Origin of the sequence: Ureibacillus sp. FSL K6-0786 (assembly GCF_037965165.1) — a bacterium.
GTDB lineage: Bacteria > Bacillota > Bacilli > Bacillales_A > Planococcaceae > Ureibacillus > Ureibacillus thermosphaericus.
On the sequence record NZ_CP150191.1, the window covers coordinates 2,156,029 to 2,175,454 of the forward strand.

The 19,426-nt window shown below is 37.8% G+C and carries 13 protein-coding genes and 1 pseudogene; 13 read left to right on the forward strand and 1 reads right to left on the reverse strand.

Annotated elements, in window-relative coordinates; all coding sequences use genetic code 11:
- Window positions 1–110: 110 nt before the first annotated feature.
- The 9 genes from NSQ18_RS10620 (at window position 111) to NSQ18_RS10660 (ending at window position 9,431) form a co-directional block, all read left to right on the forward strand.
- Window positions 111–1,694 (forward strand): ABC transporter substrate-binding protein, encoded by a 1,584-nt coding sequence (locus NSQ18_RS10620; protein WP_339288000.1) that lies wholly within the window; start codon window positions 111–113, stop codon window positions 1,692–1,694.
- Between the two features lie 15 nt (window positions 1,695–1,709).
- Window positions 1,710–2,714: an ABC transporter permease gene (locus NSQ18_RS10625; RefSeq protein ID WP_339288001.1), complete on the forward strand. Its 1,005-nt coding sequence runs from the start codon at window positions 1,710–1,712 to the stop codon at window positions 2,712–2,714.
- 10 nt (window positions 2,715–2,724) lie between these two features.
- On the forward strand, window positions 2,725–3,588 hold the full coding sequence (locus NSQ18_RS10630) for an ABC transporter permease subunit (RefSeq protein ID WP_339288003.1): 864 nt from the start codon (window positions 2,725–2,727) through the stop codon (window positions 3,586–3,588).
- Between the two features lie 11 nt (window positions 3,589–3,599).
- A complete protein-coding gene (locus tag NSQ18_RS10635) occupies window positions 3,600–4,565 on the forward strand; it encodes an ABC transporter ATP-binding protein (protein WP_339288005.1) in 966 nt (321 codons plus the stop codon).
- A complete protein-coding gene (locus NSQ18_RS10640) occupies window positions 4,562–5,338 on the forward strand; it encodes an ABC transporter ATP-binding protein (RefSeq protein WP_339288007.1) in 777 nt (258 codons plus the stop codon). Before NSQ18_RS10635 ends, NSQ18_RS10640 begins: the two co-directional genes overlap by 4 nt.
- 495 nt (window positions 5,339–5,833) lie before the next feature.
- Complete coding sequence (locus NSQ18_RS10645; protein ID WP_172597779.1) at window positions 5,834–5,977, forward strand: hypothetical protein; 144 nt, start codon at window positions 5,834–5,836, stop codon at window positions 5,975–5,977.
- Between the two features lie 325 nt (window positions 5,978–6,302).
- A complete protein-coding gene (locus tag NSQ18_RS10650; protein WP_339288008.1) occupies window positions 6,303–6,989 on the forward strand; it encodes a phosphoribosylaminoimidazolesuccinocarboxamide synthase in 687 nt (228 codons plus the stop codon).
- A 155-nt stretch (window positions 6,990–7,144) separates the two neighbouring features.
- The gene (locus tag NSQ18_RS10655) at window positions 7,145–8,110 is read left to right on the forward strand and encodes an asparaginase (protein WP_339288009.1); all 966 of its coding nucleotides are present in this window, start codon (window positions 7,145–7,147) and stop codon (window positions 8,108–8,110) included.
- A 412-nt stretch (window positions 8,111–8,522) separates the two neighbouring features.
- Window positions 8,523–9,431: a hypothetical protein gene (locus tag NSQ18_RS10660; protein WP_339288011.1), complete on the forward strand. Its 909-nt coding sequence runs from the start codon at window positions 8,523–8,525 to the stop codon at window positions 9,429–9,431.
- 1,007 nt (window positions 9,432–10,438) lie between these two features.
- Here NSQ18_RS10660 and NSQ18_RS10665 read toward each other — a convergent pair.
- A pseudogene (locus tag NSQ18_RS10665) lies at window positions 10,439–10,903 on the reverse strand (transposase); the annotation flags it as partial.
- Between the two features lie 558 nt (window positions 10,904–11,461).
- On the opposite strand from NSQ18_RS10665, the gene NSQ18_RS10670 reads away from it, so the two are divergent.
- From NSQ18_RS10670 to NSQ18_RS10685, 4 genes are read left to right on the forward strand one after another with little or no spacing between them, the layout of a single operon-like run.
- Window positions 11,462–12,496 (forward strand): Wadjet anti-phage system protein JetD domain-containing protein, encoded by a 1,035-nt coding sequence (locus tag NSQ18_RS10670; protein ID WP_339288013.1) that lies wholly within the window; start codon window positions 11,462–11,464, stop codon window positions 12,494–12,496.
- The gene (locus tag NSQ18_RS10675) at window positions 12,466–13,974 is read left to right on the forward strand and encodes a replicative DNA helicase (RefSeq protein WP_339288014.1); all 1,509 of its coding nucleotides are present in this window, start codon (window positions 12,466–12,468) and stop codon (window positions 13,972–13,974) included. Before NSQ18_RS10670 ends, NSQ18_RS10675 begins: the two co-directional genes overlap by 31 nt.
- The gene (locus NSQ18_RS10680; RefSeq protein ID WP_339288015.1) at window positions 13,961–14,704 is read left to right on the forward strand and encodes a DUF6063 family protein; all 744 of its coding nucleotides are present in this window, start codon (window positions 13,961–13,963) and stop codon (window positions 14,702–14,704) included. Before NSQ18_RS10675 ends, NSQ18_RS10680 begins: the two co-directional genes overlap by 14 nt.
- Window positions 14,688–19,106 (forward strand): hypothetical protein, encoded by a 4,419-nt coding sequence (locus NSQ18_RS10685; RefSeq protein ID WP_339288016.1) that lies wholly within the window; start codon window positions 14,688–14,690, stop codon window positions 19,104–19,106. Before NSQ18_RS10680 ends, NSQ18_RS10685 begins: the two co-directional genes overlap by 17 nt.
- The last annotated feature ends 320 nt before the right edge of the window (window positions 19,107–19,426 follow it).

Below are 19,426 nucleotides of genomic sequence, written 5' to 3' on the forward strand. Positions count from 1 at the left end.
TTATAGCAAACTCTATTAAATTTCTTCTAATCAGCATAAGCGGACTCAACATACAAACCAAAGTCTGAAATCGGAGAAATTGAATGAAACATTTATTAGGGAGGAATGTTATGAGAAAAAATTGGTTTAATTTCTTAATGTTTGCATTAGTCTTCTTACTTGCAGCTTGTCAAGAAAATGCTAATGCACCAACGAAAGAAGATACAGCGACTAATGAAGGAACGCAGTCTAGTTCAGACCAACTAGTTGTTGCAATACCAGCAGATGTTACATCTTTAGATCCTGCCATCACGATGGATAATACAACTTGGAAAGTTGTCTATAATGTTTATCAAAGATTAGTAGATTATGACGGGGCAACAACGAATATTAAACCTGGACTTGCAAAAGAATGGGAAGTAAGTGAAGATGGAAAAACTTGGACTTTTTATTTAGAAGACGGTCATAAATTTTCTGATGGGACACCAGTGGATGCGGAAGCGGTGAAAGCTAGCTTTGAGAGAACATTGAAAATCAACCAAGGACCAGCAAGTGTATTTAGTATGGTTTCTGAAATTGTTGTAGAAGATCCATTGACTGTGAAATTTATATTATCTGAACCATTCCCACCGTTTTTATCAACTCTTGCAGCTAACTACGGAAATATTGTAAACCCGAAAGTTATGGAACATGACCAAAATGGAGATTTAGGGCAAAACTATCTAGCTAGTGCAACGATGGGTAGTGGTCCATATAAATTAACGGAATGGAAAAAAGGAGAGTCCATTACATTAGAGGTAAACGAACATTCAAAAATTCAACCTCATTTTAAAAAGGTTTTATTCAGAATTATTAACGATCCATCTGTTCAACGAATGCAGTTAGAGAAAGGCGAAATCGATATTGCAGAAGGAATCCCAGTAGATCAAATTCATACGCTAGAAAATGTTGAACATGTAACGATTTTGCAAGAGCCTAGTTTACTAGTTGACTATGTATATATCAATACGAAAAATGGACATCCTGCGCTACAAGATAAACGAGTAAGACAAGCACTAAACTATGCAATTGATTACGAAAGTTTAATTAGCGGAGTGCAACTTGGATTTGCGACTCAAATGCACGGACCAATTCCAGAAGGGCTTTGGGGACATGACAAATCGGTGAAACAATATAACCATGATGTGGAAAAGGCTAAACAATTATTGCAAGAAGCAGGAGTGGAAAATCTCGAGTTGACATTACTATATTCTGATAATAAGTCATGGTGGGAGTCAGAAGCGATTACAATTCAAGCAAATTTAGCGGAAATTGGTGTGAAAGTAAATCTAAATAAAGTTGCTTATGCTACTTCTCGTGAAATGATGGATAAAGGTGAATTTGATTTGATGCTTGGCGTATGGAGTCCAGACTTTGGTGATCCATATATGTTCATGAACTATTGGTTTGATTCAGAAAACCATGGTTTAGCAGGAAATCGTGCATTCTATGCAAATCCTGAAGTAGATCAGTTATTAAGAGAAGCTGTGGCGAAAAATGATCAAGAAGTTCGCCATAATCTTTATAAACAAGTTCAGGATATTGTGTTAGAAGATGCACCTTATATTTTACTTTATCAAAAAGACTTTATTTTACCGATGAACAAACGAGTAAAAGGATTTGTTTACAACCCTATGCTAGAAGGACAGTACAATTTGCATGAGATGTCTAAATAAAATGGGGTGGCATACATGCTCAAGATAATTGTGAAAAGGCTTGGATTATTAGTTTTTGTTATTTTTGGAGTGACATTGGTGACATTCTTTATGTCCCGTGTCATTCCAGGTGATCCTGCTAGTATGATTGCTGGACAAAGAGCAAGTGAAGAAACATTGCAATCCATTCGTAAACAATTGGGTCTAGACCAGCCAGTCTGGATCCAATATTTCAATTATATGGGTGATTTATTAAAAGGAGATTTAGGTACATCTATTCGAACACAACGCCCTGTTTTAAATGATTTACTTCAATTTTTCCCTGCTACTTTGGAATTGGCAATTGCAGCATTTTTCATTGCAATATTAATAGGGATTCCTCTTGGAGTGTTAGCTGCTCTTAAGAAAAATACTTTTTGGGATCATATAAGCCGCGTATTTTCCATTAGTGGGGTATCCATACCAGTGTTTTTTAGCGGATTAGTTGCCATTTTAATTTTTTATGGAATGTTAGGATGGCTGCCTTCAAACGGCAGAATTGGAACAGATGTAAATCCACCAACACATATTACAGGATTTTACATTATCGACAGCATTCTAACTCTAGACACTATTGCGCTAAAAAGTAGCATCAAACATTTATTGTTGCCGGCCATCGTATTATCTTTTGCACAATTGGCTGTAATTACAAGACAAGTACGTGCGAGTATGTTGGAAGTAATGAAACAAGAATATATAAGAACAGCTATTGCAAATGGAATTCAAGGCAGATTGTTAATTGTTTCCTATGCGTTGCGAAATGCATTAATTCCTACAGTGACAGTAATTGGTGTAGCCTTTGGATCTTTGCTAGGCGGAGCTATTGTAACGGAAACAATCTTTGGGTGGCCAGGCATGGGGAAATTTGTTGTGGAGTCTATACAATATTTAGATTTTCCTGCAATTATGGGCTTTACGATTTTTATTGGAGTTGGATATGTGTTGATTAATTTAACAGTGGATATAATTTATCTGATTTTAAATCCGCAGTTGAAGCGATAAGGGGGAAATTATGGTAAGCAGATACTATAAGTTGGAAACTACAAAAAATCCCTTCTGGTATAAATTGAAACAAAACAAAATGACCCTCGTTGGTTTAGCAATTTTATGTATCATTGTGGTCCTGTCGATACTCGTGCCTTTTATTTCTCCCTATGATCCAAACAAAATCGATTTAGCAAATAAGTTTCAACCACCGTCAAATAGTCATTGGTTTGGTACCGATGAAGTAGGACGAGATATTTTTACAAGAATTTTTTATGGTGCCATCTTATCCCTTGGGCTTGGTATTGTCGTTATTTTTATTGCAGCTTTGGTCGGTCTTATAATTGGCAGTATTTCAGGTTATCTTGGTGGAATTGTGGACACCATCATTATGCGACTTGTCGATATGATTTTGGCATTCCCAAGTTTAATTTTAGCGATGGCATTGGCGGCAGTATTAGGACCAAATTTACAAAACGCTATGCTTGCCATTGCTATCGTAAAAGTTCCTGTCTATATACGACTAGCAAGGGCTGAAGCACTAGGGTTAAAAGAGAAGCTTTTTGTGAAATCAGCAGAAACTTTTGGAATTTCTAAACCATTGATTATCATTAAACACATTATTCCAAATGCAGTTTCACCGGTAATTATTCAAGCCACTCTTGATATAGGAGATACGATTTTACTAATTGCAACTCTAGGTTTTTTAGGGTTAGGTGCACAACCTCCAACGCCTGAATGGGGTGCGATGATTAGTGTAGGCTGGACATACCTTTTAACTTATTGGTGGTATCCAGTATTTCCTGGGCTATTTTTATTTTTAGCTGCTGGGGCTTTGAATTTAATCGGTGATGGAATTCGAGATGTACTTGATCCGAAATCTGCTCGTTAGGTGGTGTTGAGGTGTTACTTGAAATCAAAAACCTGCATGTGAATTTCCGGGGGTTGCATGGCATTACTGAAGCTTTAAAAAATATGAATCTTTCAATAGACTCAGGTGAAATTGTTGGGATTGTTGGGGAGTCAGGGTCTGGAAAATCCATTACTGCATTATCCATATTAGGATTACTCGAAGAAAATGCCATAATTGCGCAAGGGGAAATTTATTATAAAGGGAAAAATTTACTAAAGCTTAAAAAGAAAGAGTTGCATGCATTAAGAGGAAAAGAAATCGGAATGGTGTTCCAAGAACCAATGACCGCTTTACAGCCGACGATGAAAATTGGACAACAATTATTTCATGTCATCAAAAAACATAGACAATTGCCAAAACAAGAAGCGAAAGAAGCAGTGATTAAAGCTTTGCAAGAAGTTCATATAGATCAACCAGAACTTGTTGCTAACAAGTATCCCTTTGAATTAAGTGGTGGAATGCGCCAGCGAGTCATTATAGCTCTTGCGATGGCTGCCCCTCCGAATTTATTAATTGCCGATGAACCAACAACAGCATTGGATGTAACGATACAATATGAAATTATACAATTAATTAAAGAATTAAATAGAAAAAGGGGAACTTCAGTATTATTTATCTCCCATGATTTAGGCGTTGTGAGTAACATGTGTGATCGGATTATCGTAATGTATGCGGGCGAAGTGGTGGAAAGCGGTAAGACAAGAGAGGTGTTAATTCACCCACGCCATCCATATACAAAATCACTATTAAAGGCCTTGCCTGATTCTGTTACTCCAGATGAGCCACTACAAGCTATTGAAGGTGAATCTCCAAATTTATTGAAAAGGCCTGTTGGCTGTGCCTTTTCCGATCGTTGCAATCAAGTTATGGATATTTGCAAGAGCAACCATCCGCAATTAAAGGAAATCGAGCCAGGTCACCATGTGTCTTGTTGGCTGGAGAAGGTGACAGTATGATTGAAATTACAAATCTTGAAAAAATATATAACACGAGAAAGCAAACGATGAAAGCTGTAAAATCTCTGAATATAACGATACGTGAGGGAGAAGTGTTAGGGATTGTTGGAGAATCTGGCTCAGGAAAAAGTACATTAGGGAAAATGATAGTTGGATTGGAAGCCCCGACAAGTGGAACGATTACTTATAAAGGAAAACCATTATGGAAGAAAAATAAATATGAAAGAACAAGGCCAGGGGAAATTCAAACCGTTTTCCAAGATCCTCAAAGTTCTTTAGATCCGAGAATGCGGGTAAGAGATATTATTAAGGAACCTTTACATGGTTTACCAAAACCCGAAAGAAAAGAAAAAGGAGAGTTAGAACGACTTATACAGTTGATAAAACGAGTTGGACTAAAAGAGGAACATTTAGACCGTTTTCCCCATGAATTTAGTGGTGGACAGCGGCAAAGAATTGCAATAGCACGCGCACTTATTACAGACCCTTCTTTTATCGTTTTAGATGAACCAACTTCAGCATTGGATGTTTCTGTGCAAGCGCAAGTGTTGAACCTATTAAAAGAATTGCAGAAAGAAAGACAGTTAACGTATTTATTTATTTCTCACAATATGGCCGTCATCCGTTATATGTGTCAAAGGGTAGCGGTGATGTATAAAGGGGAGATCGTGGAAGTTGGGGAAACCCAGAAGGTCTTTGAGCATCCCGAACACCCATATACGAAAAAGCTTCTTTCTTCGGTGTTAAGTGTGAACATTGAGAGTTATGTGTAATAAGGCTATCTTGTGGGAACAAAGCATATGAAATTAAACGCACCTCGAATGAATTCGTAGGTGCGTTTATTTAGTGCGCCTGGCATGGGTGTAATCTATAGGGTGTAAGTCCCGAACTGTGAAGGCAGAAGTAACAGTTAGCTTAACGCAAGGGTGTCCGTGGTGACGCGGAATCTGAAGGAAGCGAGCGGCAAACTTCCGGTCTGAGGAACACGAACTTCATATAAGGCTAGGTATCATTGGATGAGTTTGCTAAACAAAACAAAGTCCTTTCTGCCAAAGGTGGTACAGAGTAAATGAAGCAGATAGATGGAAGGAAAGATTACATTCTTACCCGGGGAGGTCTGGCGGATATGTGAAGTACGCTTCATAACCTACTTAGTGATAAGTAGCTGAACCGTCAGAAGTCAGCAGAGGTCATAGTATTAGTTGGTTTAGAACTACTAAGAAGGACCGAACAATTAAGAGAGAATAGCCCTTGGCATTCAGTGAGTCATGATGAACACAGAAAACGTAGTACCTCACTTGAGGAAGGAAGCGGTGAATCCCGTGGGAGACCTCTTGGAGGGTGGAGTGACCACTGGCATAAAGAGAACAGCTATTCACGGAAGTTATAAAGACTTGCGTCAATCATCTTAATTGAACCGCCGTATACGGAACCGTACGTACGGTGGTGTGAGAGGACGGGAGTTAATCGCTCCCTCCTACTCGATTGCATTAATATAATTGTTCTTATCTTGGTTTATTGTTTGAGCAGCACTTTGAAATATTTCCATATATAAGTCTAATATTTTTCTATTACATAAGCAGCTACACACTAATAAAAATTTTTAACTTTTAGAATATATAGAAGAGGTAGATAATAAGAGGTGGTCCCCCTTGTACTAGAATAATTTTTTGATTTATTATATAGACAACATCAATTCTAATCGATGTAAAGGCTAAGAGAAGAAGGAGACTTGACATGAAGCACATTTATACTGGTAAAACGAAAAACGTTTACGAATTAGAAGACGGCCACTACTTATTAGAATTTAAAGATGATGTAACGGGCGTTGACGGAGTATTTGACCCTGGTGCCAATTCGGTTGGGTTAACAATTGAAGGTGCTGGACGTGCAGGCTTAAAATTGACGAAATATTTCTTCGAATTGTTAAATGAAAAAGGCATCCCAACTCACTATATTGATGCAGATATCGATAATGCGACTATGACCGTAAAACCAGCAGAAACTTTCGGAAAAGGTTTAGAAGTGATTTGTCGTTATCGAGCAGTGGGAAGTTTCTTACGTCGATATGGTTTATATGCACAAGAAGGGCAGCCACTTGATGCATTTGTGGAAGTAACAATTAAAGACGATGAAAGAGAAGACCCACCTATTAGCGAAGATGCTTTAGATATGCTTGGTATTTTATCAAAAGATGAATATAAAGTATTAAAAGAACTGACACAAACAATTGCTGGCATTGTAAAAGAAGAACTTGCGAAAAAAGACATCGAATTATATGATATTAAATTTGAATTCGGCCGTGATCGTGAAACAAAAGAAATCTTATTAATTGATGAAATTTCTGGCGGTAACATGCGCGCTTATAAAAACGGAGAATATATTGAACCGTTGCAATTAGAAAAATTAATTTTAGAAGGTTAAACATTAAAACCCTTGGTAAGAGTGCCAAGGGTTTTTGTAGGAATAAAAGTGATTTTTTAGTGGTAGGGATTTCTAGTCCATTTGTTGAAGTTATTCCAACAATGAATTAATATTTTCTAGAATATGATTGTATTTAAATGTTAGGGGTGCGAAGAATGAGAAAAAAAGTTGTATTAATCAGTACTGGTGGAACAATAGCTAGTGGCATAAATCCTGAAACAGGTCTTTTGTCTTCCGGGATGTTAACGGGTGAAGAACTGTCAAAACAATGTGTTTTACCACAACATATCGAATTGCAGGTTGAAACCATTTTCCAATTACCGAGCAATGAAATGACATTCGAGCATTTGGTGCGTCTAAAAGAGAAAATTGAAAATGTGTTTGAAAATGAAGAAGTAGCAGGAATTGTCGTTACACACGGAACAGATACGTTAGAAGAAACGACATACTTTCTTGATTTAACGATTCATGATGAACGCCCAATTGTGGTGACAGGAGCGCAAAGAAGTCCAGTAAGTATTGGCACTGACTCATTTGCTAACTTGCGCCAAGCGATTATTCTTGCAGCTAGCGAAGAAGCAAGAAGCTTAGGTACGGTCGTGTTATTTAATGAAAAGATTCTTCCTGCCCGCTATGTGAAGAAAAATCACGCTTCCAATGTGGATGGCTTCAACGCACCGGAGTTTGGCAATTTGGGCTATGTGGATGAAGAAGAAATCATTCTTTATAGCAAAGCGGTGAAAAAGGAAACGTATGAGCTGAAGTCTGCATTGCCTTATGTAGAAATCATTAAATGTTCATTAGGTTCGGATGGCCGCTTAATCAAGTATGCGGTGGATATTGGGGCAAAAGGTATTGTGATTGAAGCTTTCGGCCGTGGACAAGTCCATCCAGCTGTTTCGGAACAAGTGCAATATGCCATTGAAAAAGGAGTCATCGTGGTGGTGACAACAAGCACGGCAGAAGGACACGTGAAAGTGGTGTACGACACACCAGGCACAGCCTACGATTTACAAAAGAAAGGCGCCATTCTCGGCCGCGACTACGACAGCAAAAAAGCCCGCATGAAGTTGGCGGTGATGATTGCAGCAGGGGTGGGGGAGATTAAGGAAAGATTTTAATACAAGTGGAAAATTGTGTAAAAAGCATCTCTGTTCATGAACAGTGGATGCTTTTTATTTGTTGGATAAATTATGAAAATCATAATTCACTAATTTGCATTTATATAATAAATTTGTAAGATTTAAGAAAAAATATAATTGACTGCTGTAATTTTTCGCATGATTGTATATGAAACAACAAAAGTAGAATTTATGAATCATGTTTTTTTGGATATGCTTATAAAGAACTTTGGAATGAAACTGTCGATCCATTATGGGAATTTTTGTATCAATTTTCTAAAACTAAACAATATAAAGCTAAGTAATAAATACTGTCTTTGTTATTAAAATTATAGTAGTTTTTTGGGTGGAGTGGGTAGTATATAATTTGACTCACTCTTTCCCATAATCTTATAAAAGAGGATGTTTCAGTATGGATATTTATGTATGTATAGATTTTTTTGCTGAATATTCTTTAAAAAGTGAACTCGAAAGACTTTTTGGAAAATTTGATATTTCATTAAACTTTCCGGATAAGCCGAAAATGGGGACTGAAGTATATCTTCAGGTTCCAATCCGAATCAACGGAAAGGTAGGAATAGATACAATTTCTTATATCACTTCTCATTTAAAAAAAGAATACCAGATTTCATGTGGTGAATCATTTTCTTGCAGGTTTAATTATTTAGATTTTGAACGATCGCCTTTTTTTAGGTTGGTTTCTACAGGTAATTCATCAAAAGCGTTTTTAGAACACAAAGAGGATGGAATTGAATGGAAGACGATTTGCCCATCTTGCGGCATTCAGGAAAAAGTTCAGACTTCCCCTTTAGTCATGGATACTTCAAAAGTGGGGGATCGATATATGGTCAATGTCGGTGTCGATTACTGGGTTGTATCGGAGAAAATGGCGTATTTAATGAAAGAGTGGGAAATAACAGGGTACGAATTGAGAGAGGTGATACATAGCGGTAAAAAGCCTGCACAGCCCGTATTTCAAGTGATTCCTACAAATGTTCTTCCATCATGGAGTTCCGAAATGAAACATTATTATTTTATTACGGAACCGGAAGAACGATGTCAAACGTGTAACATTAGAGGACGGATTGATTATCCATATCACTATAATAAAAGGGATCTTGAACAATATCCTATTAAAGATATAAATATCATGAAAGAGTTGAAATCTAATGGAAGCTGGGCGTATAGACCTGTATTTCTGAGTAAAAAATTTAGAGATTTGTTAATTGAAAATGGCATCACTCGGGAAGTTATAAATAGAGACGATGATAATTACAAATCAAGAGATTGGTTGTTTGAACCGGTTGTTATAATTGAATGAACAATAAATACGGTTAATTGAATTACGTGTATTTCTTTGAGCTAACTTGGCTTTTTACGTTAAGTAGCTTATATTTTTACATATTATTTTCCCATTTCCACTATTGAGATATCAGTTCATCTTTACAGTATGGTGTTTATGGCAAACTAAATTTCTACTTGCCAAAAACACGCTGGGTTTATTGATTTTGGATGATGTCTGAGGATGAGTACAAAAAAAGAATGGCATTCGTATAATCGGAAAATAAAAAAGAATCTGTTATATTTTTTAAAAAGGTTCAGCTAAACTATCGGAAGAAGATCAGTGGCATTTACATCCTTATTTAGAAATGTATGAAATAAGCCTCTCATGGTTTCAAGAGGAGAAGAATGATCAAGATGATTAAAAATTAAAAAGGGATTTACCGAAAGGTGGAAGGGACAAAATTCCGACCTAAAAAGTGTGTCCAAACATAAAAGAATTGGCAAACCTAAATTTAGAATAGCTTTATCCCTTCATTATTAATGGATCAAAAGTATAAAAACGAATGGCTATGAATTCAGTAAATAAAAACACTTTAAAGCAAAAATTTTAAATGGTTTAAAGTATAGTGACATAGTGCATATTGGGTGAAGTGAAAACACTATGATTGAACAACAATTTATTTTTGAATAATCTAATCCTTTAAAGATTAATGATTTCCAATACATCTTCTTGTTTCTACAATTTACAGACAACGTTTCATAGTTTTTATATTTAACCGAAAAATATTGTCACTTAGAAAATTAAGCTTTAACTAGATGTTACAAATAACAATTGTTGATGGCCTTGTGTATTTTAATTTTAGGGGGGTTATATTTTGTATCCCCCCATTTCTTAACATTAAGATAATATCACTAGCGTCGCATAAATAAGTTTTGAAATTTCAGATTTTATTTTTCTGGAAAATTAGCGAAAAACGAAAACACCTAAATAAAGGTAGTAATTACCTATAGCTTAAGATGAGTGCAACAACGACAAATCAACCTTTAAGGAACGCTCTTCCCTTCGATTTTCCGTAACCAAATGTGTGCAGATTTCCATAAAGCTGCTTTCAAATATCGACTTATTTGTAACGTACTTCGGTCACTATTCGTGTTCAACTGAGCTAACACATTTAAACAGTATACAATCATCGCTACGTATACTTGGTTGTGTACGGCTTGCTCACTGTGGCCGTAGAACTTCTTGATATTCAAGTGTTGTTTCATCCATTTGAAAAAGAGTTCAATGGCCCAACGTGACTGATAGATTTCGGCGATTTCATCTGCATACATATCAAAACGATTCGTCAGTAAATGAAGTTCATTTCCTTTTGTATCCAATAATTTGATGAGACGGAACGCGTTTTCAGAACGATTTTGCGTGGTTCCAATATCCACCATTTCATCGGAGAATACAGGCGAATCTTCAGGTAACGAAAATCGTTCTAACACACGGACGACAGCGTTTTTTAAATGATGTTTTTCGTGTAAACTTATCCATGGTTTTGTCCTTTGTATTGGATTTGGATGGTTTACTACCACCCAACCATTATAAAGGATTTTTTTGTGTTTAGATTATATTTCAGAAAATTCGGTTTATTTGAAGGTGTTAAATTATTTTAATGCGACGCTAGTGAGAAAATTCAGTTTTATTATGTCTATTGATATTTTTTATGCGACACTAGTGTCCGATGGCGAATCCATAATAATTACAAAAGGTATTTAATTTCTTATTATAGTGAATATAAAGAGAAACACACTACGATGTATAAAAATTCATAAGTTTCGAAAATAAGGAATACATGAATGGAAAGAAACGGAAACACTTCTAAACAAAAATTTCCATTTTTTATTGTTTTGGCAAATCTATTGATTGCCCGTAAAACGATTTTTATTGAAATCCCCTCCCCAAAACCAAACATTTCTTGAACTGTGCAACATTCCCCTAACTTTCTTCACAGACTTGTATTTCCAATTTCCCTTCATTTTAAGTAAAATAGGAAAAAAGAATGTTCGGAGGTAAGGATAGTGGATGAAATTTACCGCGCACTTAATGGCTATCCGAAAAGAATGATAGGATTATCCGCATTGGAAGCAATCATGGGGAATTTCTTTCATACATACGAAGAATATGCCGGCTTTATTTTGAAGCTGGAACAGGAAGGCATTTTGGAGATGGTGAAGTCTAAAGGAAGAACGACAAGAAATCCATCGCTCGCCTTTCAGTACCGGATCAATAAAAGTCTGCTTCAAACCGGTTTCCATCAAGAGATTCAACATTATCGCAACAAGCTCCATCCATCCATAAACCTTGATGAATATTACAAAAAAGATCCTTCCATTTGGCGGCACGATCTTCCTTATCTCATCAAAATCGATGAATACATAAAAACATTTGGTTTTCCGGAAGAGTCCGTTCCTGCACCGGAGCGCAGTTTTGAACTGGTCCAGGATGAAAAATGGCTCACTGAAAAAGGGGGAAAAGAGCTGCTGGAGCGTATCGGACTCTTCCATTCTTTTAACATCATCCCTGTTTCCGACCCGTTGATGTTTGCCATCCATCCCAAGCTGGTGACAAAGGAGACACAGTTTCACCTGATTGTTGAAAATAAAACGACTTATCAAGGTCTGCTTCCGGCGTTGCCATCCACTGAATTTTCCACATTGATTTACGGAAGTGGGAAGAAAATCATCCATAGCATCGAACAGTTCCAGGACCAATATCCGGTCAACGCCCAGCATCATTTTTTCTATTTCGGCGACATTGACCGGGAAGGAGTGTCCATTTGGCATTCGTTGAATCAAAAAATCAAAGCCCATTTGGCATTGCCATTCTATAAAGCTTGTCTTGAAAAACAGCCGATCGCCGGAAAAGAATATCAAAGACAATATACTGAAGCTCAAGAAAAATTCATTAGCCAATTTCCGCAAAAGGAGCAAGAACAACTGGCGATGATGTTTTCGCAAGGGAAGTATTACCCGCAGGAAATCTTAAAATCAAAAGAATTGCAGGAAATTTGGAGGGGATCCGATTGGAACAGATGGATATGCAAGCGTTATTAAGCGGATACAGAGATCGGATCCGGCGCATCGCCCTTTTTGAACCGTTGAATGAACTGGATCGGAAAAGGGATGTTGATTTAAATGGGACGAAGATTGATATGAAAGGGCTTGGCCTCCTCACTTTGCTTTTTTTCTTTGAACAGAAGTTGATGCGAAATCAAAGGACAGGTGTCAAAGAATTGGCTTCCTTTTTAAAAGAGGCCACGAAAGAAGTGTATATGCTGAAAGAGGAAACCTATGAAGAACTGGCCAGAACCTTGATTCAAAATTTCCGCCCGACCCACGGAAAAAAACGCAGCTACGGTTATTTTGATTGGGAGGAAAAGGCGGAGGAGACCATTGAATATTCCATTTTGAAGGCGAACGATTTTGATGCCGGAACGAATACCCAATTCTACACATTGGATGAAGATGGATTGGAATTGATTTTTGCAACGAAGGAATTTTATAGTGAGTTCCAAATATCCATCAACCAATTGATTTTACGGAAACAGCTGGAAAAGGGGGAATTTAAGGGGGCACTCCGGCAAATCAATGAAATGCGGGTGGCCGTCGAGACGTTGCAGGAACGCATTGTCAAATTGAAGCATGAAATCCAGCGAAGCATTGTGTCCGAAGAAACGTTTGAGCGGTATAAAGAGCTGCTTGATGATATTTTTCAGAGGCTGGAACGGGAAGATGAAGAATTCAAAGAATTGAGGGAGTTTGTCAAAGAAACGAGGGAACGATTGTTTGCCGAAAATATTCATCAAAAGGAGCAGAAAACGTATCAATACATTTTGCAGATCAACAGGAAATTGGAGAAAGTGCACTATGAACATTCCGAGCTTCTGAATCAGACTCTCCATTTGAAAAACACGACTTTGATTACAGCCCAGGAGTCGCTTTATTATACGGGCATGCATTCCTTTAACTTCGACCAAGATATCGTGTCTCTCATTGTGTCCACCCCTTTGCCGTTGGATGCGATGAAAGGCGTTCTCCATCCTTTCCTGAAAGTGGAAGAAAATGAATTTTGGTCGCCGCTTGCTGTTTTGGAAGAACAGAATATCGTGGAAGACCGAAAAGAGAAGGTGGAATATCACTTTTATGAAGTGGATGACGAAAACAGCTTCAATTCATATAAACAATGGATTTCAGAAAAATATAAAGAGCTGATGGAACATTTTCTGAAGGCTTATGAAGAAAATAGCGGCAATACGTTATCCGAGTTCATATCCTATCTCGAAAGAAATCAATTGGAGAATCTATTCCAAATGCGGTATTTCTACGATTTTTGGATTGTTCTCCACCAACGTTCGCCTATTCAAGCGGGAACGGATGATGAAGAAAGCAGAACGGTTTTTGATGAGGCCTTTCGATTATTGGGAAAACGCAAATTAATCGTTACGGAAGATAAAGCGATCATTCAAAAAGTAGATCGCTATTCCATCAGTGAAATGAACATAAAGTTGGAGGATGAAGATGAACTATTCTGAACAAACAGTGTTGCAAGCCTTTCGACTATATACGAAACTGGCAAAGGACGGGATTTTGGGCAAAGAGGCCGTTCAAATCTATAATGCCGATGAAGATGTGCGCGCCCTTCTTGAATTGTTCAGCCAGGAAGTGCATTGCGCCATAATCAAAACGAGTGAAGAACTGTTTCTCGTTCCTGAACCGAAGCTGTCTCCATTCCATGTAAGCAATGAGTGGATTAAACGGAAATATTTGCGTTCCGGTGCGACGAATGCGGATATGTATCTTCTTTATTTTTGCATACTTGTTCTTTTCGGCAGTTTTTATGATTCCTATCAAAGTCCGCATCCCACAAGGCAATTTATCGGCATGGATGATTGGATACGGCTGATTCAGGAGCGGATTGATCATTTGAAATCCCATGATGAGGAACAATTAAAAGCATCGGAAAAAGAGTTTTCTTACAATTGGAGCGCTATCATCGAAAAATGGGATGATATGGATGATATTAAGGAAACCGCTAAGCGGCAATCAGGAAATACGATCAGCCGAATGAGCTTCCTGCATATGGTTGCAAAGTTTTTGAGCGACCAACAGTTGATCCGGGAAATCGGGAATAATGAAATCACCTTGACGGAAAAAGCGATGACCATCATCCAGCGATTTTTCATGGCAGTGGAATATAACAAAGGGATTTTTGAGTTTCTTTATAGTTTTGATAAGGAGGGACAACATGCCGGCCATCAATAAAATCAGATTGACCAATATTGTCTATGAAGAAGGCAACAAGCGTTATAATGATGAACTCTTTTTATTCAACGGATATAATGGGGCGATTCTTCTTGAAAACGGCGGAGGGAAGACCGTTTTTATCCAAACGGTATTGCAAGGGATGATTCCCCATACCGATTTGGCGGATCGAAAAATTAAAAACACTTTGGTGTTGGAAAATGCCCCGGCCCATATTGCGATCGAATGGATACTCAACGAACGTCCACGGCGATATGTTGTGACGGCGGTGACCCTTTTTATGACGGATAAAGGATTGGATTCTTACCGCTATGTTTATGAATATGATGAAGGGGATCAGAACGGAATCGAAGGCATTCCTTTTGTTCGGGAAGGACAAGGCGGCACCAGACCTGCCGACAAGGGAGAAATGCTTGATTATTACAATGGCATGAAGGAACGATATCCTTTATCGGCAAGAACGTTTTCGACAATCAAAGAATATCGGAAGTTTATTGAAGAACAATACCATATTATTGCCGATGAATGGGAAAGTATTGTGACAATCAACAGCTCGGAAGGGGGCGTCGAGGCCTTTTTCGAAGCCTGCAAAAACACCACCCAGTTATTTGACCGCTTATTGATACCGACCGTTGAACAATCGATTGCGGGTCATCATCCAACCCTTTTTGCCGATATCTTTGAAAAACAGCTGGATAATTTGAAACTTTATAAAAAACTGAAAGAAACCATTGAAGAGAACAAGCGGATCCAACATCAACTGGAAAAATACGTGCAAACGTTTGAAAAACTGCATTCCTCCCAGCTTGCCTATGACAAGTCGAAGCAGAAGGCAAAGGGAATCTGGGAAGAGATTCAAATTCAAAAAATCGATGTTGCAAAAGAAATGGAAAAGAATGAAGAGCAATTCAATCTTTGGATTCAAAAGAAAAAAGAACATGAAGTGAAAGTGGCGTCTTATCAGATTGCCGTTGAGGAAGAAAAATACGAACAACTGCAGAAAGATTATGATCTGGCAAATGTTGAATATGGCACAAAAAAGGAAGAACTGGAGCAACATAGCCTTGCCTATTATTCATTGAAATTTGCGAAATGCAAGCAACTTTTGAATCATTATCAAAAGGAAATTGCATTTGTTGAAAGCGAAATGAAGAAGCTGGAAGAAATAGAAGAGCTCTCGGATTTGCAAAACCAATTGGAAGAAACGAAGCAGGCGCTGCTCGGACATTTTATTGAACAGATGGATGACATGAAAAAGAATATGGAACAAATCCAATTCGAACTCAATCCGATTGTAAGGCAAATCGATACATTGCAGGAAGAAAAGCGGTCCATCGAAAAACATGATTTGGATAAGCAAAGGGAAATCGCCGGTGTTCAGAAAACCATCCAAATGAGGGAAGCGGATATCGAAAGGTTGAAACAAACTTTGCTTTCCAATCCACAGCACGAACAAGTGGAAGAGAAAATGGCCGAATGGCAAAACCGCCATCAATTTTTGGATGAAGAACTGATACGGCTGCACGGAGAGAAGAAGGAAAAAGAGAAGCAATCGATTGAGCTGGATGAAACCATCGAAAAATTAAAAAATGAGAAGAACGGTTTGCATGTTGCAAAAGAACAATTGAAAAACGAGAAAAGCCAAATTGAAAATGAACAAAGAAAATTGATTCGAATTTTGGGAAGATTAAGACCGCAATGGGCCATTCTGGAATCGGTCTATGAAAATGAACACTCCATTTATAACCGGCTTTATGAAACCATCGAAAAATTGAAAAAGGAAAAAGAGGTTTTATTATACAAAGAGCGGGTGGCATTGCGTTTAGTCGATGATTATGGGGAACAGAAAACATTTTTCAGCGATCCGTTGATTGAAGCGCGGATAAAATCATGGAAAAATCAATTGGACTATTGTGTAACGGGTATTGAATATTTGCAGATGCTGAATGAAGCGGATTATGAAGAAAAAGTCTTCTATCCGTTATGGGCTGTCACTTTGATTACAACCAATAAATCGAAGGAAGAATTGCAAAAGAAAGTGGAAGACCTTGCAGATGAACTTCGATACCCGATTCAAATACTGACGACCGAAGAAGCGGCGAAGATAAAGAAAGATGCCGTCCAACCGGAGCCATCCTGGATTATTCCTGCTCATTGGGAAAAAGGGATGATGGAAGAGACCTTTGGGCAATGGAAAGAAAAAGTCCGTGTGGATGCGGAAAAAGCGACGAAGGAAAGAGAACTGAAAGAAACGGAACAAAAAGAATGGGAATATGCCCTACAAGCCTTCCAACAATTTTTGAAAGACTATCCATATGAACGGCTGACCGATTTTCAAAAAAGATGGTCGGAAACAATGTTAAAAATCGAACAAATCGAAAGAGAAATTGAAAATGCGGAGCAGCAGCGAAAGAATCTGAAGCATCAAATCACAACCATCGAGGAACAAATGGAACTTTGCCAAGAAGAAATGCAAGGGCTTGAACGGAAAATCCAGGAAGGGAATCAATATTTCCATTATTGCCGTGAAGTAAAAGAGGCCAAGGAAGTTGAAAAAGAGTTGAAAGACGTATTGGCCAATATAAAAGCCAAAAAAGCACATTTAGCCGCACAATTATTGGATTATAACGAACAAAAGGCTGCACTGGAGGAACGCAAACAAAATTTAAAATGGAAATTAGATTCTCTTAAAAATGATGAAGAGTATAAAGAAGTGCAATCATTGACCCCAATTTTTACCGGGGAAAGCCGGAAAAATCTCCGCGACAAAATCCAGACGCTGAATTTGAAAATCCATCAAGCGTCAAAAAGTATAGGGGAATTGAATGAAAAGCTGGCCAATGCCAAACACAATTTGACTAAATTGCAGGAAGAGATGGATCAGATCCGCAATGAATGTGAAAATGTGCATGAACATTGGGAATTTCCATCAGATGGAGAACATTTATTGCAAAATAAGATTATCAAAATTAAAGAGTTGAAACAGGCATTAAACAAGTTGGAAAAACAGGTTACTGAAAAGCTTTCTGCAAAGGAAGAGCAAAAAGGAAAAAGAAATCATTTGAAACAGCTTTTCCGTGAAAATTTTCCGGATTATGATATTTACACATTCTCCGTTCCATTAAACCAAGCGGAAGAAGAGCTTGCTGAAGAAAAGAAGGCGCTTCAAAAAGAGAAGAATTATTTGGATGAACAGATGGAACAAGTGTCACGAGAGCAAAACAAGATTGATGAAGCGGAACGCGAGCTGATCAAATTCATTGAAAAACATCATTTTAACGCACCGCAAGTCGTGACAATCCCTTTAAGTGAAAATGAAAAAATGGATTTTATCTATAATCGGAAGAAAATGGTGAAAGCCATTATCCAAGAATTGGAGCAACATAGTGGACAAGTGGAGAAGGAAAAGGAAGCGGTGGATGCCCAAAAACAAGCTTATAAGCAGTTTTGTTCAACGATTTCTGATAATAAATTGCAAAAAATGGCGATTGAAGGTGTGGATTATAAGACGGGTTATGAAGAGTTATTGGATTTTAAAAAGAATATGATGATCCGAATCGAGCGGTCGACGAATTATGCCAATGAACATATACGGCAAAAAGATGAGGAATTGCAGGCATATATCAACCAAATCCATAACCATTTAAAAACAGTGGTAGAAGAGTTGAAACAAATTCCAAAACATACAAAAGTAAAAGAAGAGGATCAATGGAAAACGATTTATACTTTTACGATCCCTCAATGGGACGAAGAAGAAGGTAAGCAGCGGATCCGCGATTACATTGAGTGGATTATGCTTCAACTGGAGTCGGATCGTTATGTAAAAGAAAATGGCCTTCAGGATGAAACGAAAGTTCGGAATGACATTGAAATGTGGCTGCAAACCAAACAGCTTCTGCAAGTGGTGATGAAAAATGAAGGCATGAAAGTAAGTTGCCGTAAAGTGACAAACGAAAATAAAGTGTCGACAAGGTCCTATTCTTGGGAGCAGAGCAATGTATGGTCAGGCGGAGAAAAATGGAGCAAAAATATGACGTTGTTTTTGGGCTTGTTAAAATACGTCGCTGAAAAGAAACAGCATCAAAAAACAAACATGAAGCACAGCCGGGTGGTGATTTTGGACAATCCATTCGGCAAAGCATCGAGCGACCATGTGCTCAGTCCGGTTTTCTTTGTTGCGGAACAATTGGGATTTCAAATCATCGCATTGACTGCCCATGCGGAAGGGAAGTTTTTGCGGGATTATTTCCCTGTAATTTATAGCTGCAAACTCCGTGAAGCCAAACAAGCCAATAAACAAATCGTCGCAACGGAAAAATGGCTCCACCACGCATACTTCCGCGACCATGAACCGGAAGCGTTGGAAAGACTGACAGAAAAGGAACAAATGTCTTTGTTCTAGAAAACGTGGGTTTATTCAAAAGAGCGAATGAGAATGATGATTGGCTTTCTCATTCGCTCTTTTCTAATGCTTTGGCAATTATTTTGCCAAGTTTGACTATTATCCTTGGCATTTTGGCTATTATCGAATCAACTTTGACTATTATCGCCGATTTTTGAAGTTGATTTTAATTTATTGGCTATTAAATTCATAAGTTTGACTATTATCTTCTAAAGAATGACTATTATGTTCAAAGAGTTGACTATTATCGATTATTTCGTAAACTTTTTTCGATTGATTGGCTATTATGTTCACAAATTTGACTATTAACATAAGCAGAA